Origin of the sequence: Mucilaginibacter sp. NFR10, assembly GCF_900100445.1 — a bacterium.
GTDB classification, from domain to species: Bacteria; Bacteroidota; Bacteroidia; order Sphingobacteriales; family Sphingobacteriaceae; genus Mucilaginibacter; species Mucilaginibacter rubeus.
Window position 1 is genome coordinate 1,042,541 of sequence record NZ_FMTV01000001.1, and the last position, 15,845, is coordinate 1,058,385.

Sequence of the window (15,845 nt, forward strand, 5' to 3'; positions counted from 1 at the left end):
TATATCATTCATTATCGTGAAATCGCGATATATCAAAAAGCTCAAAAAACTATCTTAATTACAAATATTTGACTGTTAATTGCTTAACAAATGGCACGTGTTTGGTGTTATGGATAGTAAATTACCACATCACTAACGCTAAACAACCCAAACATGTCAAAAAAAGTAGCCGAGCAACTTGTAGAAATGCTGATACAGGCCGGCATCAAACGTATTTACGCCATTACCGGCGATAGTTTAAACGAACTTAATGATGCCGTACGCAGAACGCCCGAATTAAAATGGATCCACGTACGCAATGAAGAAGCAGGCGCTTTTGCAGCTTCGGCCGATGCGCAACTGAGCGGGCTTGCCTGTTGTGCAGGAAGCAGTGGTCCCGGGCATGTGCATCTGGTGAATGGCCTTTATGATGCTCACCGGTCAGGAGCACCTGTTTTAGCCATAGCATCTACCTGTGCTACTAAAGAGTTTGGCAGTAACTACTTCCAGGAAACCAATGTTATCAAGCTTTTTGATGACTGCAGTTACTATAACCAGGTGGCTGCCAACAACAAGCAAGTACCCCGTATGGCACAGGCGGCTATCCAAACCGCTATTCAGCGCAAAGGGGTTGGCGTATTGGGTTTACCGGGCGATGTGGCAGGGGAGGATGCTGTTGAAATCGATTCGTCGGTAAATAACTTTTTTTGCAAAGCCAACATTACCCCGGTATGGGAAGAGTTAGTAAAACTGGCCGATCTGATCAATCGTCACCCTAAAGTTTGCATTTTTGGCGGTATTGGTTGCGCCGACGCCCATGATGAGGTAGTTGAACTGGCGGCACTGATCAAGGCGCCGGTTGGTTATTCGTTCCGTGGTAAAATGTTTTTGGAGCATGATAACCCATACGAGGTAGGTATGACCGGCCTGCTTGGCTTGCCTGCTGCGTATCATAGCATGCATGAAAGCGATTTGGTTATCCTGCTTGGCACCGATTTTCCTTACACGCCTTTTTATCCCCAGGATAAAAAGATAGTGCAGATTGACATCAAGCCCGAAAATCTTGGTCGCCGCGCAAAACTAACGATGGGGCTTTACGGTGATATAAAATCTACAATTAAAGCGTTGATCCCTTTAATTAAAGAAAAAACCGACAGCAGCTTTTTAGATGCGCAACTTCATGTACATGCTAAAGTAAAAGAACAGCAGCAAGCTTACATTAAGGATTTTGGTGAACATGATGCTATTCATCCCGAAGCTTTAGCAGCTATCGTAGACGAATATGCATCTGCTGATGCCATTTTTACCTGCGATACCGGGATGTGTAATGTTTGGAGTGCCAGGCATATCAGCGCTAATGGGCGGCGTTCTATGATCGGCTCGTTTGTTCATGGATCTATGGCCAATGCTATGCCGCATGCTATCGGCGCGGCGCTGGCTTGCCCCGAAAGGCAGGTTGTGGCTATGTGCGGCGATGGCGGTATTTCTATGTTGTTGGGTGACTTAGCCACTATTAAACAATATGATCTGCCTATAAAGATCATTGTATTTAATAACAGGAGCCTTGGCATGGTAAAGCTGGAAATGGAAGTAATGGGCCTGCCCGATTTTGAAGTGGACATGCACAATCCTAATTTTACCATGGTCGCGGAGTCAATGGGTATAAAGGGGATCACTATTAATGACCCGCAGGACCTTGAGCAGGGCATAGCCGAAGCTTTTGCACACACAGGACCAGTTTTAGTAAATGTTTATACCGACGGAACTGCCCTTGCCATGCCGCCGCATATCGAACTTAAAATGGTTAAAGGAATGGCCGTCTCCATGACCAAAATGATGCTTGGCGGTAAATTTGATGAGGTGTTGGCAACTGTGAAAGGTAACTATAAGCATCTGCCCGAAATATTTGATTGAATTATTATACGAATACCTTGCAAATTCAACACAATTAAAACGAATTACACGAATTCCTAATCAATTCGTGTAATTCGTTTTAATTAGCGAAAATTAGTGTGGAAATTATTTTGCCCCCGAATGCCTGATTACCATAATGGCCCGAAAGTGATACTACCTGTTACGAATTGATTTTTGATTGATTTTTTTTACTATACCCATCGTAAGGTTGATGATAAATAATAGCTGCCCCAGTATAAAAGCAGCTGTCATTATTAAAGCGCCCTGCTGCTTTTTTTGAAATTCTGAAACCGCGTAATACCTGCGTGGGACACCATCCAATCCTATAAAATGTATTTGCTTACTTAGTAAAAGAATAACAACGGTTGTGGTGATCAATATATGCGCCCAGCTTAACCAAAGGGATGGCAAAGCATTCATCGCCAATGTATAAATTGTCCATATCAAAATAAGTATAAGCGCTATTAGCCGGTAAACTACAGGATATGAGATTACAAAATATGTATCATGCAGATTAATATCCAGGGAGCCGTTTGTAAACAGGAACGAAATTACAACTGATAGCAATGCAGTAATGGGCAGTAAGTGATATGGCTTAGTTCTAATATTAAAAAAAGTATAAGGTTTCAAGGCGTTGGTAATATTTGTTGCTGCTATAAAATTATAGATAAGTTGAAGCATCTCCATACTTATTTTGAAGTTAATTTAATAGCAAGTCCTTTTTTTGTGCAATGCTTGATACTTACAATTTCAAATGCGCAACAATGTTATTGTCCCTGATCTGTATAAAATTAATATGCTCATCAGCCGGATCGTAATCGATACTTAAAACAAGGTTATCTATTTTGTAATGGTCTACCAGGAAGGGTTTATCCAGTATCGGCGAATCTCCGTGTTTGGTTTGCGTAAGTTCTCCTGCTTTTTTGAAAACGTCTGCGCGGGTATCGTCAAATGAAATCTCAAACGGGAGCACGTATTGCAGACCCGGGTTGGGGTAAATATTCAGATGCGAGAATATTGGCCGGCCGGGTTCTAAAACGATCAGTTCATCTTCGTCAATAACAGCATCCTCATTGGTGAACCCCAAATCGATACCCAATATTTCAGATCGCATGTAATCGCTTTTCAGGATATTGTATGAGCTAAGATCAGTAAATGTATGGGCTAAAAATGCCTGGAAACTATCATCATAAAGATACGAGCCGAATTGGTTTGTAAAATGGAGGTAGGTGAACATTTGGCCGTTTCTTATTTGATTGATCAAAATTACAACAAATCAAAATAAAGCTACATTATGTTTTTTACTTTCGTTACACGATGATAATACAGTTTGCTCCAGGTTTGTTTTTGAGGGAAGAAAATGATGATATCTTAATTGTTTCTTATGAAAACCCAATGTTATCCTTCGAAAAAACGATCCATTTAAATTCAAAAGCTATTATCCATAATGATCATCTAAAGACCAATATAGTTGATATTCGTTCAGATAGTCTGGTTTTTATAACAATTAATCAAGGTTCGCCCAGGGGAATTAACACATGTTCTGAAATCTATGTTAAAAATGCAGAAGAAATCTGTTTGCTTTGCAGTTTTCGTGCGTTTGAACAAGTAAATGACCTTCGTAAAACAGGATGTTATAAGCTTACTGAATATATTGCAAACCGGTTAAAGGATAAATATGGTATTGAATGGGAATACAAAATATCGGTGGATACCCCCGAAAAAGAGAAACAGTTTAACATGAGCGTTTTCATTATAATCCTCACGCTTATAGTAATTTTTGTTTTAATATACTACCGGCTAAAGTATGATATGAACCATCCTAAAATAAATTCCAGTCGTTGATGATATAAAGCAATTTATTTTTCTTCAGTGAATCGGGCTTCCTCTAAATTTCCCTACTTTTAAGCCCGTAATGGAAGCAAAAAATAACAAGAAAACCATTTGGGCCTGGTGCATGTTTGACTGGGCCAATCAGTCATATAATATCGTTATCACCTCTACCATATTCCCCGCATACTTTGTGGAGGTTACCAAGTTCAATTCAAAAAACACCCAAATGGTAACCTTTTTGGGGCACAGGTACGTTAATACGGTTTTATCAAATTATATATTGGGTTTGTCATATCTTGTGGTGGCAGCTATTTTACCAATCCTTACTTCCATAGCCGATTATCGGGGCAATAAAAAATCATACCTGCAATTATTTACCTGGTTGGGTAGCCTGGCCTGCGCGGGTTTGTTTTTCTTTAAGCCCGGCACAGGGTTGGAAATCCCGATGCTTTGCTTTGGATTGGCTTCTATAGGTTATTGCGGTGGCTTTGTGTTTTATAACTCTTATCTCCCCCAAATAGCCACGCCCGATAGGCAGGACGCTGTGAGCGCCAAAGGGTTTATTTATGGTTATGTAGGCAGTATTGTAGTGCAGGTATTATGCTTTATCGTAGTGCTTGAACCTAATTGGTTTGGCATTACCGACGACTGGCTGCCGGCCCGGATCTCGTTCCTGATGGTTTTTGTATGGTGGATAGGTTTTTCCATTATCCCGTTCCGCATGTTGCCGAAAGGGCAGCCCAATGCGGGCAAGCATAGTTATAACGTGCTTACCGGCGGCTTTAAAGAACTGGCAAAGGTTTTTGGCAAAGTGCGCAAAATGCCGCTTCTCAAACGCTTCCTGGTGTCGTTTTTCCTTTACTCTGTCGGTGTACAAACCATTATGCTGGCTGCGGCTAACTTTGCTGCCAAAGAATTGCACATGCCCGATGCTGCCCTGATCTCTATTGTGCTCATCATCCAGGTGGTTGCTGTGCCGGGGGCATTGATCGCCTCCAAATCATCGGAGAAATTCGGGAATGTGCGTACGCTGGTAGGTTTGGTGGCAATCTGGTCGGCCATTTGCTTGTATGCTTACTTTATCACCAATTCTACCCAGTTTTATGTTGCCGCGGTGATCATTGGTATTGTAATGGGAGGGGTACAATCCTTGTCACGCTCAACCTACTCCAAATATTTGCCCGAAAACATCCCGGATACGGCTTCGTATTTCAGTTTTTATGACGTTACCGAAAAGCTGTCGATTGTGGTAGGCCTGTTTTGTTTTGGCTTTGTGGAAGCTGTGACTAATGAGATGCGCGACTCGACACTTGCCCTTGATTGTTTTTTTGTGTTGGGGCTTATTATGCTCATCGTGCTGATGTTTAAAGAAAATAAACTTCGCAAACAGCGTGTTGAAGTAGAGGCCTAAACAATTTGGCGGCAGGCTTGTACTATCAATAAATAAAAACATAAGCCATGATCCACACAGTTAACCACAACGTTACCGGCGATAACGGCACACAGAGAAATATCATTATTGAGCCGGTACTGCATCAATCAACAAATCATGAATTAAATGCCACTGGCTTGTACAAGCTTTATAAAGGTGGGGCCGATGGGGAAGCTACACTTTTTGAAATTCAGGAGATAGCTCCCGAAATTGGTGAAAGTAAGCCGCTGCTGGATGATAACAAAAATCCGGATTATTTAGGACAGATCAGGTTTGAGGGTGATGTTACTTCTAAATGGCATTATTCGGAAGGCACTTTATCGAATTATGAGCAGCAACAGGTGGTAGAGTTTATCCAAAACACAAATTAGTTAGTTTTTCTTTTTTCCTGCTGACATAGGGCTGTCACCATGGTTTGGTTACTTTGTATTGTAATCAAAAACAAAACATCAAAGCAATGGAAACTAACACAAATCAACAGTCAACAGAAACTGCAGTAGCATCTGTTTATACACCCGATCAACTTTTACAAAGCTGGCTTGGCCAGCGCCGGGTAACCCGCAGGGTTATAGACGCTTTTCCGGAGGAAGCCTTATTTAATTATTCGATAGGTGGTATGCGCCCCTTTGCCGATATGGTTAAAGAGTTTATTAGTATGGGCGGGCCTTGTGTAAGAGGTGTTGTAACAGATAACTGGACCCCAATTGCAGGTCTGGATCACCATACAGGTAAAATAGCAGCGGCTACAAAGGCGGAACTGTTGCAACTTTGGGATGAGGCCACTGAGGAAATAAAAACCTATTGGCCCCAGATTACGCCTGAGCGTTTCCAGGAAACAGTACTGGCATTTGGCCAATACGAAGGATTAGTCAATTATATTTTACAGTACGTTATTGATAACGAGATCCATCACCGCGGCCAGGGCTATGTTTACCTTCGCACTTTGGGTATTGAGCCACCCGCGTTTTATGACAGGAGCTAAACCCGTTTTATAAAAAATAATCAAGGCTTTCCGAAAGGGAGGCCTTTTTTTATAATTGCCCCGGGCCAATATTGGCGTTTTTATATCTTTAACGAAGTGGTTACTTCAAATTTTAATAATGGCAATTATCCGCTCTTTTGCTCTTTTTTTGCTGGCCGGTTTATTTGAAATAGGCGGCGGCTATTTGGTTTGGCTTTGGTTAAAAGAAGGTAAGCCGCTTTGGTTTGGTATAGCGGGCGGGGTGATCCTGGCGCTTTATGGTATAGTAGCAACGTGGCAAACCGCCAATTTCGGCAGGGTGTATGCGGCTTATGGCGGTATTTTTATTGTACTGGCATTAATCTGGGCCTGGAAGGTGGATGGATTTAAGCCCGACCGTTATGATATTATCGGTGCTTTGATTGCATTGGTAGGCGCTTGTATCATTGTTTATGCACCGCGAGGACATTGATAAGTACTATTGTCGGACTTTTTTGCAGTTTCTAAAATTTGCATACATTTAGTGAGCAAATGGAAAATAAAAACAACAAAAAAACCATCCGCGCCTGGGCTTTCTTTGATTGGGCCAACTCAGCGTATAACCTTGTCATCACTTCAACCATTTTTCCGGCTTATTATGTAGCTATAACTACCAATCATGCCAATGGCGACAGGGTTAACTTTTTTGGTAAAAGCTTTGTAAATACAGCACTTTCAGATTATGCTTTATCGGCCGCTTACCTGGTAATGGTATTGCTGCTGCCCATATTGTCATCAATAGCCGACTATAAAGGCAATAAGAAGATCTTCATGATGTTTTTTACCCTGCTTGGTTCGGCAGCCTGCTGCGCGTTGTTCAACTTTGACAAAGACCACCTGGAGTTAGGTATCATTTGCTTTGCGCTGGCGGCTATAGGTTATAGTGGTGGCTTTGTGTTTTACAATTCATACCTGCCCGAAATTGCCACTGTTGATATGCAGGATAATGTGAGTGCCAAAGGTTTCACCTATGGTTATATCGGCAGCGTACTGCTTCAGCTTATTTGCTTTTTATTTGTGCTGAAAGGGGAGTGGTTTGGTATTGTTGACAAAACCTTCGCGCCCCGATTGTCGTTTTTGCTGGTAGGCTTATGGTGGATAGGTTTTGCTATGATCCCCTTCAGCGTATTGCCTAAGGGCAGCCCAAATGCGCAAAGCCACAATCATCATATTATAAAAGGCGGTTTTATCGAATTAGGGCACGTTTGGAAAAAGGTTAAGGAAATGCCGTTGTTAAAAAGGTTTTTACCGTCATTCTTTTTTTATTCCATGGGAGTGCAAACCATTATGCTGGTGGCAACCGGTTTTGCTGCTAAAGAGCTTAAAATGGAAACTCCGCAGTTGATCACTATCATTTTAATTATTCAATTGGTAGCTATTTTGGGCGCTACGCTGATGTCGCGCCTGTCGGGTAAATATGGTAACGTAAGGATTTTAATTAGTGTGGTGATCCTGTGGATCGCGGTTTGTATAGCTGCTTACTTTACCTATACACAAACACAGTTTTACATCATAGCAGTGGTGGTTGGTTTGGTGATGGGCGGTATCCAGTCCATGTCGCGCTCAACGTATTCAAAATATCTGCCCGAAAATATCCCCGATACGGCATCTTTCTTTAGTTTTTATGATGTTACCGAAAAGCTGGCCATAGTAGGCGGGGTATTTAGCTTTGGTTTTTTTGAAGAAATAACCGGCAGTCCGCGAAACTCGGTTTTGGTACTGGGTGTATTTTTCATTGTTGGCTTAGTTTTGTTGTTTTCTTTGCTGAGGGCTGAACGAAACGTCAATAAAAATTTGGATTTTAGCGCCCGTTAACTAATTTGTGCCGATGAAGGTTGAATTGTTTATACCGTGTTTCATAGATCAGTTGTTTCCGGCAACTGCTTTTAATACCGTAAAATTGTTGGAGAAAGCAGGCTGCAAGGTTAGTTATAACCCGGCGCAAACCTGCTGCGGTCAGCCGGCTTTTAATGCTGGTTTTTGGGATGATGCCAAAGAGGTGGGAAGCAAGTTTTTAAGCGATTTTTCGGAAGACAGTGTTATTGTTTCGCCTTCGGCTTCATGCACCGGAATGGTGAAGAATTACTATAACGATCTGTTTACCAATACGGCTGTTCACAATAAATGCAGAGCCATTCAAGGGAATATCTACGAACTGTCCGACTTTTTGGTGAATATCCTGGAGTTTGATTATTTCGGCGCCGAGCTTGATGGCAAGGCCGTTTATCATGATAGCTGTGCCGGCCTGCGCGAGTGCAAAATAAAGGATGAGCCGCGCCAACTGCTCTCCAAGGTACTTGGCCTCGAACTGCTTGACCTGAAAGACGGTGAAACCTGCTGCGGTTTCGGCGGTACATTTGCCGTTAAGTTTGATGGCATTTCAACCGCGATGGCGCAGCAAAAGGTTAATAATGCCCTTGATGTTGGTGCGGAATACATCATATCTACTGATGCCTCATGTTTAATGCACATGCAGGGGTACATCGATAAAAATAACCTGCCTATCCAAACCATGCACATTGCCGATGTTTTGGCTTTGGGCTGGGGGAATGTGTAAGAAGCAGCTATTCTTTGATTAGTTTCAACTTCAAGGTATCATCATATACTTTGGTATCCCATTGCATTTGCTTACTGTTGTAGTTGCTGATCTTTACCTTTGTTGTATCTCGTTTTGTACCTCCGTCAAAAACAATGTCGAACTTTTTTTCTCCTGTCTGGTATATGTATTGACCAAACCATGCGCGGTTAGCCTCAAAAACATAAGGGTTGGCACAAAATGCAATCCGGCCGCCGTCTTCTATATAAACGTAGCACCAGTTTTGCGCACCGTTCATCCATTCGTTTTTACCCACGAGTTTGCCGTTCCTGATAAGCTCATCTATTTTCCATTTTCCTGTAAGGGCCGATGGAGGGACGGCTGCTACATAACGGTAAATACTATAAAACGCAAGACCGATTACTAAAAGTTTTAAAACTGGTTTTGCAAAACTTAGCCTTAAGGGCGGTATTGTTACGTCTTTAAATAAAACAGGTTTAATATCCGGCCATCGTAGTAGTAAAAGGTATAACAATCCGGTAGTTATAATGATTGAGTTCATAAATGCCCCCACGGCTATATTATAAAAAGCATTGATTAGTACAATGTTTAACATTATGGGTAATAATATGCAGGTGCCCAGCAAGGTAGTACGCCTGAATAAAAGCATGATGGCGCCACCAATCTGAAGTAAACCGAGTATGACCGCGAGTGTAAGAGTGGCCAAAATAATTCCAGGTGAGGTCGAAGCCGTTTAACTTGCCTACAGGCGTGTTATCCCTCATGTAAACGTGTCCAAACTGTGTTTTCAGGATCTTGGCAAAGCCATAAGCCGACACTTGGAAGGCAAGGAAGTACCGAATAACGCCCCGCAGAAACGCGTGCCTTATTCCTGAATTAAATCCTTCCTTTTTACTTTTTTGATGCCAATAAATGGAATAAATCACCGAAAGGATGCATATTCCAATAATGATCCAGGTGAAAATCATTGCGAAGGACAGGTCACCAAAAGAACTAAACAGCTTATAAAGCAAAGTGCCCCACATTATCATTAAACAATCGTAGATAGCTACGAGCAGATACAGGCATTCAAGGAACTTGGCAAACCAATAGGAGCGGGGTGTGGTATTCATAGCTTATTTGCGTTCAATATCCAGGATAGATCCTTCTTTGGCCATCTCTACAAGAAATGGTTTGGCAATACCTTGCTGGGCGTTATCATAGGCGGTATCACCCTTTGCCGCGATATCATCAAGGCCCTCTTCACGGTCCGATTCATATTTGTTTAAGGCCAGGTAAACAGAATCGCCGGAAACCTTATTTACCCTGTAAAGGGTATAGTGATCGTTTTTAAGTTTGATATGAAATATATCGTTCTTTTGTGGCGATAAAACCCATTGGTTTACTTTTTTTGCTTTCTGCTTTTCGCTGATATAAAAAAATATCGAACCAATAACGATCAGGAAACAGCCTGCAAATGTCCACACAGGTATTGTAGTTTGAGATTTTTTATTATCATAGCTTAATTTAAGCGAGGCGGGCATTTCCTTAAGCTTCAAAACCTGCCTGCAATGGAGGCATTGGGATACGCCTGTTTTACCTATCGGGAAAAACGGGATCCAGAAAATATGCGCCCAGCGTTGAAATACATTCATCTGGATACTGTTGGTTGTATTGCAGTTTGGGCAGATGTCGCTTGTTATTTCAGCTTTTAATAGTTTCGCTTTGGTGCCGTATATGATCATGGTATGGGTGGTTTAGGGTTTACGTTTATCCGCACTGAAAATAGGTAAATTACCAGGACTATGAAAATACCGGGACTATAAAGAGGCTCTTGTTTATAGAAAAACTAAAGCAACGATGGTGGCACTGTTTTGTCAGCGGGTATTGGCAATAGGCCCTGCAGGTTAAAAAAACTCAAAAAAACATCAAAAAAAAGCCGAAAATAAATGCACGTTCTTAAGTGTTGATTTCGTACTCCTTAAAGTTTTAATTGTTGATAATCAAATATTTATCGATGTTTCAGGTGAAATGTTAAAGCTTTGATTATCAATATGTTTCATAAAAAGCATGTTTTGCGTTTCAGTCTCAAAAAATGGGACATTTTAAAAAATCGGCAAAGACAAAACCAATTTTATTTGGGAATCGCGATTTTGGGACACCCATAATTTTACAATTACTTTTTACCTTGAAGTGAAATTGCTGAAATAGGCATTTCTTTAAAAAACATTATCTTTGCCGATTGAAATGAACAAGAAAGTCGCTTTTTACACTTTAGGCTGCAAGCTGAATTATTCAGAGACCTCATCCATTGGTCGGCTGTTTAACCAGGCCGGTTATGATACGGTAAATTTTACCGAAACACCGGATGTTTTTGTGATCAATACCTGCTCGGTAACTGACAATGCCGATAAAAAGTGTAAGAAGATTGTTAAAGAGGCGCTTAAAATTTCACCTAATGCCTATGTAACTATAGTAGGATGCTACGCGCAGCTAAAACCGCAGGAAATTGCCGAAATCCCTGGCGTAGACATGGTACTTGGCGCTGCCGAAAAATTTCAGATTGTTGACCACATTACCGACTTAACCAAGAGGCCAAAGGCGCTGGTGCTTAATCAGCCGGTGTCTGAAGCTAATGAGTTTGTTCCCGCATATTCTTTTGGCGACCGTACCCGTACTTTCCTGAAAGTGCAGGACGGTTGCGATTACTCTTGCACCTTTTGTACCATCCCTTTGGCCCGCGGCACAAGCAGGAGCGATACTATTGAAAACGTTGTTGCTCAGGCAAAACAAATTGCTGAGTCGGGCGTAAAAGAAATTGTGCTTACCGGCGTAAACCTTGGCGATTTCGGGATCCGGAACGGTAAACGCGAAGACAAGTTTTTTGATTTGGTTAAGGCCCTTGATGAGGTAGAAGGGATCGACCGTTTCAGGATCTCATCCATAGAACCTAACCTGCTTACCGACGAGATCATCGCTTTTGTAGCTGCTTCAAAACGTTTCGTACCGCATTTTCATATCCCGCTGCAATCGGGTTCGGATAAGATCCTGGGCTTGATGCGCCGCCGTTACAAACGCGATTTGTATGTTAACCGTGTTGCCAGGATAAAAGAGCTGATGCCCGATTGCTGCATTGGCGTGGATGTTATTGTTGGTTTCCCCGGCGAAACAAGGGAGGATTTTATCGATACCTATAACTTCCTCAACGAACTTAATATATCGTACCTGCACGTATTTACTTATTCGGAAAGGGAAAATACTTTGGCCGCTCAGATGACGGGCGCGGTACCCGGCTCGGCAAGGGGCGAGCGGAGTAAAATGTTGCATATCCTGTCGGATAAAAAACGCCGTGCTTTTTATGAAAGCCAACTCGGTAAAAACCAGGAAGTTTTGTTTGAGGGTGATATCAAAGATGGCTTCATGCACGGCTTTACCCGTAACTATGTAAAGGTACGTACCAAGTATGATCCTGTACTGGTTAACGAATTGAAAACGGTGCACCTAACAAATATTTCACCTGATGGTGATGTTGAAATAACAGAAGGCGAAGAAATATTAGTGCATTAAATTCTATATTCGCCTTAAAATATAACCTATGTTTCCAACGCTTACATCGTTATTGAAATACCTTTTTGGTTTTAATCTTCCTTTGCCTATACAAACCTTCGGCTTTTTTGTGGCGATAGCTTTTGTTGGCGCTTATTGGGCATTTGGCCAGGAGTTTAAACGTAAAGAAGCGTTAGGCGTAATCCATACTTTTAAAAAACGTGTTACTATCGGGTTGCCGGCTTCAAATGCCGAGCTTGCGGGAAATGGTGTTTTTGGCTTCATATTAGGCTATAAAATTGTTGACTGTATCCTTAATTACCAGGCTCTTATAGATAACCCGCAGGAGTTTTTGTTATCCCTGCGAGGCAACTGGATAGGTGGGATCCTTGGAGCTGCAGCGTTCGCGTACTGGGCATGGCATGAAGCTCAAAAACAAAAGCTTGATAAACCGGTGACCAAAGATGTAGATGTACATCCCAATGAATTGATGGGTAGTATATTGTTATGGGCAGCCGTGTTCGGCTTTGCTGGTGCCAAGCTGTTTAATGCGTTGGAAAACTGGGGCGACTTTATGAAAGACCCGGTTGGCATGCTGATAGGCTTTAGTGGTTTAACCTTTTATGGCGGTCTGATCTGCGGTGGCGCGGCAGTACTCTATATTGCTAACAAACACGGCATTAAACCGCTGGATATGCTTGATATCGGTGGCCCGGGCATGATGCTGGCTTATGCTTTAGGCCGTATCGGATGCCAGATGAGCGGCGATGGTGATTGGGGTATAGTTAACCTGGCGCCGAAGCCTCATTGGTTAAGCTGGGCACCTGATTGGATGTGGAGCTTCAAATTTCCGCACAACGTGAACGACGAAGGTGTGCAGATGATGGATTGCGTGGGTAAATTTTGCCATGAACTTCAATATCCGGTTTATCCAACCTCGTTTTACGAATCTGTAATTTGTTTATTACTGTTCTTTGTATTGTGGAAAATAAGGCACATTTTTAAAGCTCCGGGCGTTTTGTTTGGTATATACATGATATTAGCAGGCGTTGAGCGTTTCTTTATTGAGCTCATCAGGGTTAATACAAAGTATGTTGTTGCGGGTGTTTCATTTACCCAGGCCGAAATGATCTCTGTGATCATGGTTTTAGGTGGTATTACACTTATTGTAACCGGATTAAACAAAGAAAAGAAAGCGCTGGGCACAACAAATGGCTGATAACAAATCAAAAGGCAGTTTAATTCATAACCAGGTATTCAGATTTGTAGTTTCGGCCGGTGCCGGTTTTTTGGTGGATGTTTCGGCATTTTATCTTTTTTACCACAACCTTTTAATACAGCATACTTATAGGATATTCGGGCTTACCGTTCGTAACTATACCGTATCATTGGCATTATCGTTTTTTATGGGCGTAGTAGTTAATTTTTTAATTACCCGTTACATGGTGTTCAATGAATCTAAATCCGCGCCGCGCAAGCAGTTTTTTCGCTTTGTAACGGTGGCTATAATCGGTTTCTTCGCCAACTTATCAGTTGTAAAAATATTGATCCAAACTTGCAGCTTTAACCCTACAGTAGCACGGATCTCGGCTGCATTAAGCTTGTTCTTCGCCAGCTTTTTTATCCATAAAGTTTTTTCATTTAGCTTATCATTAAAACGTAACCATGCAAACAGCGAACATCATAAACCAGGTAATTGAAGTTTCAAAACAGGCGGGTGATTTCATCAGGCAGGAACGTAAAGCATTTGATCCTGATAAGATAGAATATAAAGGCCTCAACGATATGGTATCCTACGTTGATAAAACCGCCGAAGAAACTATAGTAAAAGGCCTGAGCAAGATTTTGCCTGAAGCAGGGTTCATCACCGAAGAAAAGACAACAACCAAAATAGGCGAGCGTTACAACTGGATCATTGACCCTCTGGATGGTACTACCAATTTCATTCATGGAGTACCCGCGTTTTCGGTAAGTATTGCTTTGAAAGAATATGATGAACTGATAGCCGGTGTTATATATGAAATAAACCTTGATGAATGCTTTTACGCCTGGAAAGATGCGCCCGCATATCTGAATGGCAAAGAAATCAGTGTAAGTAAAAACAAAACAATAGGCACCAGCTTATTGGCAACCGGGTTCCCATATTACGATTTTACCAAGCAGGCCGCCTATATCGAATTGTTTACGGAACTGATGCGCAGCAGCCATGGCTTACGCCGTTTAGGTTCTGCAGCAGTAGACCTGGCTTATACCGCCTGTGGCCGTTTTGATGCTTTTTATGAGTATAACCTTAACGCCTGGGATGTGGCCGCCGGTATTGTGATTGTAAAACAAGCAGGAGGCGAAGTGGTGAACTTTAAAGGCGGCTCTGAGGTATTGGATACCCGGGAACTGTTAGCTACCAATGGGAAGATCACGGGGGAGATGTTGGGGGCGATACAGAAGTATTTCAGGTAATACTTTTACACCTTTATTCCTTAGCATATCCCAAAAGCAATCCTTTATAAAATTGCAATTGCCTCTTAAGCGCATGTTGCTGATCTTTTGGTAATATTATTTGATCGTGGCCTTTGTTACCGTTAAAACGAACAATGACCTTATCTGCTGTTACAAGTTTTAATAATATTGAGATTTTGTCGTCGTAAATCGTCTCCTCGCTGTATTCGTTTATCCAATGCTGTAAAGAGTCTGTCGCAAAATCGGGTTTGTACAGGAGACGTTTACCATTTATAACAAATGTCAAACTCTGTAATCCTAAAGGTTTTTTATTTATATGTTGACAACCAAAATAAATGTTGCAGCCTGTTATGTCATAACAATTTATATAGGCGTATAAACCGGTGACTGGCTTACCGACTATTGAATTTTTATCTTTGAAATACGTTGCCTGAACCGCAGACTCTCTTGTGATATTGCTTGAATCTTTAATTAACTTTTTAAAGAGTTTTTTATCCACATTGATTGCGGCTAATTTTTTGAGACTCGCTTGCGCTGTTTCTGACAATTCAACAGATTGAGTTGGAGTGTTTAATATTGAGGTGTCAATAACCATGCTACCACTATAAGTAGTCTTCTGCTCCGATCCAATCATTTTAGCTATGAATATTACCACCATGATGGCGACCGAAGCTATCAGAGCGATACTACATCCAAGATTTGTATTTTGCTTATCGGTAGGAAAATCATCTGACTGGAGTGTTTCATTGGCATCACCATTTTACATGCCTTCCAATTGATTTTCTGCATATTCTGTTACGATTTCTGTAGATGATAACGTATTATTTGTCTGCGGTTTTTGATGGTAAGTTGTTCCGCAGTATGCGCATTGAATTGTTTGATTTGCGCTTGCAGTTAATATTGCACCGCAATTCTTACAATTTAGTAATTCATTAACTTTCATAATTTAGAAAGTTAGAGTAAACCAAGCATTTATCGACTGAAATTAAAATGTGGCAGTTGGGAATATCAATCAAATTAGGCATTGTGGTAACGTTTAAAGATTGGGTAGCTAAAATAAAAACTTATAGACAGATAACCTCATTTAATTATAAACAGGATTGGGGGTAAAAAAGCAAAAAGCCTCTCATTTTCATGAAAGGCTTTCG

Annotated in this window: 19 protein-coding genes; 12 read left to right on the top strand and 7 right to left on the bottom strand. The window is 41.5% G+C overall.

Features of this window, described 5'->3' with window-relative positions:
• Positions 1–153: 153 nt before the first annotated feature.
• On the top strand, positions 154–1,893 hold the full coding sequence (locus BLP33_RS04380; RefSeq protein WP_090525233.1) for a thiamine pyrophosphate-dependent enzyme: 1,740 nt from the start codon (positions 154–156) through the stop codon (positions 1,891–1,893).
• A 153-nt stretch (positions 1,894–2,046) separates the two neighbouring features.
• Here BLP33_RS04380 and BLP33_RS04385 read toward each other — a convergent pair whose 3' ends face one another.
• Together BLP33_RS04385 and BLP33_RS04390 are read right to left on the bottom strand one after the other, a co-directional pair.
• Positions 2,047–2,574 carry a heme-copper oxidase family protein gene (locus BLP33_RS04385; RefSeq protein ID WP_139159928.1) on the bottom strand — a complete coding sequence of 176 codons (528 nt, stop codon included), beginning with the start codon at positions 2,572–2,574 and terminating at the stop codon, positions 2,047–2,049.
• A gap of 61 nt (positions 2,575–2,635) precedes the next feature.
• Positions 2,636–3,130: a hypothetical protein gene (locus BLP33_RS04390; RefSeq protein ID WP_090525238.1), complete on the bottom strand. Its 495-nt coding sequence runs from the start codon at positions 3,128–3,130 to the stop codon at positions 2,636–2,638.
• Between the two features lie 80 nt (positions 3,131–3,210).
• Between BLP33_RS04390 and BLP33_RS04395 the strand changes: the two genes are divergently transcribed.
• The 7 genes from BLP33_RS04395 (at position 3,211) to BLP33_RS04425 (ending at position 8,715) form a co-directional block, all read left to right on the top strand.
• Positions 3,211–3,738, top strand: coding sequence for a hypothetical protein (locus BLP33_RS04395; protein ID WP_090525240.1), 528 nt, complete (start codon positions 3,211–3,213; stop codon positions 3,736–3,738).
• Positions 3,739–3,808: 70 nt separating this feature from the next.
• Complete coding sequence (locus BLP33_RS04400; RefSeq protein WP_090525242.1) at positions 3,809–5,137, top strand: MFS transporter; 1,329 nt, start codon at positions 3,809–3,811, stop codon at positions 5,135–5,137.
• Between the two features lie 47 nt (positions 5,138–5,184).
• Complete coding sequence (locus tag BLP33_RS04405; protein WP_090525244.1) at positions 5,185–5,529, top strand: hypothetical protein; 345 nt, start codon at positions 5,185–5,187, stop codon at positions 5,527–5,529.
• 86 nt (positions 5,530–5,615) lie between these two features.
• Positions 5,616–6,140 (top strand): DinB family protein, encoded by a 525-nt coding sequence (locus tag BLP33_RS04410; RefSeq protein ID WP_090525246.1) that lies wholly within the window; start codon positions 5,616–5,618, stop codon positions 6,138–6,140.
• A 118-nt stretch (positions 6,141–6,258) separates the two neighbouring features.
• Entirely contained in the window at positions 6,259–6,591 is a 333-nt protein-coding gene (locus BLP33_RS04415) for a YnfA family protein (protein WP_175489927.1), read from the top strand.
• Between the two features lie 59 nt (positions 6,592–6,650).
• A complete protein-coding gene (locus BLP33_RS04420; protein ID WP_090525248.1) occupies positions 6,651–7,973 on the top strand; it encodes an MFS transporter in 1,323 nt (440 codons plus the stop codon).
• A 13-nt stretch (positions 7,974–7,986) separates the two neighbouring features.
• Complete coding sequence (locus BLP33_RS04425; RefSeq protein ID WP_090525250.1) at positions 7,987–8,715, top strand: (Fe-S)-binding protein; 729 nt, start codon at positions 7,987–7,989, stop codon at positions 8,713–8,715.
• Between the two features lie 7 nt (positions 8,716–8,722).
• Here the strand turns inward: BLP33_RS04425 and BLP33_RS04430 are convergent, their stop codons facing one another.
• The 3 genes from BLP33_RS04430 to BLP33_RS04440 are packed head-to-tail and all read right to left on the bottom strand — an operon-like array spanning position 8,723 to position 10,439.
• Complete coding sequence (locus tag BLP33_RS04430) at positions 8,723–9,256, bottom strand: hypothetical protein (protein WP_139159929.1); 534 nt, start codon at positions 9,254–9,256, stop codon at positions 8,723–8,725.
• A gap of 19 nt (positions 9,257–9,275) precedes the next feature.
• Positions 9,276–9,827, bottom strand: coding sequence for a hypothetical protein (locus BLP33_RS04435; RefSeq protein ID WP_139159930.1), 552 nt, complete (start codon positions 9,825–9,827; stop codon positions 9,276–9,278).
• 3 nt (positions 9,828–9,830) lie between these two features.
• Positions 9,831–10,439 (bottom strand): hypothetical protein, encoded by a 609-nt coding sequence (locus BLP33_RS04440; protein ID WP_090525256.1) that lies wholly within the window; start codon positions 10,437–10,439, stop codon positions 9,831–9,833.
• Positions 10,440–10,941: 502 nt separating this feature from the next.
• Here BLP33_RS04440 and mtaB point away from each other — a divergent pair.
• Genes mtaB through BLP33_RS04460 form a run of 4 tightly spaced genes read left to right on the top strand, consistent with a single transcriptional unit; the run spans position 10,942 to position 14,697 of the window.
• On the top strand, positions 10,942–12,261 hold the full coding sequence (gene mtaB / locus BLP33_RS04445; protein ID WP_090525258.1) for a tRNA (N(6)-L-threonylcarbamoyladenosine(37)-C(2))-methylthiotransferase MtaB: 1,320 nt from the start codon (positions 10,942–10,944) through the stop codon (positions 12,259–12,261).
• Positions 12,262–12,289: 28 nt separating this feature from the next.
• Positions 12,290–13,459 (top strand): prolipoprotein diacylglyceryl transferase, encoded by a 1,170-nt coding sequence (locus BLP33_RS04450; protein WP_090525260.1) that lies wholly within the window; start codon positions 12,290–12,292, stop codon positions 13,457–13,459.
• Positions 13,452–13,940, top strand: a complete 489-nt coding sequence (locus tag BLP33_RS04455) for a GtrA family protein (protein ID WP_090525262.1) — start codon at positions 13,452–13,454, stop codon at positions 13,938–13,940. The genes BLP33_RS04450 and BLP33_RS04455 overlap by 8 nt, the downstream gene beginning before the upstream one ends.
• Positions 13,906–14,697 (top strand): inositol monophosphatase family protein, encoded by a 792-nt coding sequence (locus BLP33_RS04460; protein ID WP_090525263.1) that lies wholly within the window; start codon positions 13,906–13,908, stop codon positions 14,695–14,697. The genes BLP33_RS04455 and BLP33_RS04460 overlap by 35 nt, the downstream gene beginning before the upstream one ends.
• Positions 14,698–14,710: 13 nt before the next feature.
• On the opposite strand, the gene BLP33_RS04465 is transcribed toward BLP33_RS04460, so the two are convergent.
• Together BLP33_RS04465 and BLP33_RS27150 are read right to left on the bottom strand one after the other, a co-directional pair.
• On the bottom strand, positions 14,711–15,292 hold the full coding sequence (locus BLP33_RS04465) for a hypothetical protein (RefSeq protein WP_139159931.1): 582 nt from the start codon (positions 15,290–15,292) through the stop codon (positions 14,711–14,713).
• A 165-nt stretch (positions 15,293–15,457) separates the two neighbouring features.
• Positions 15,458–15,640 (bottom strand): hypothetical protein, encoded by a 183-nt coding sequence (locus BLP33_RS27150; RefSeq protein ID WP_139159932.1) that lies wholly within the window; start codon positions 15,638–15,640, stop codon positions 15,458–15,460.
• Between the last annotated feature and the right edge of the window lie 205 nt (positions 15,641–15,845).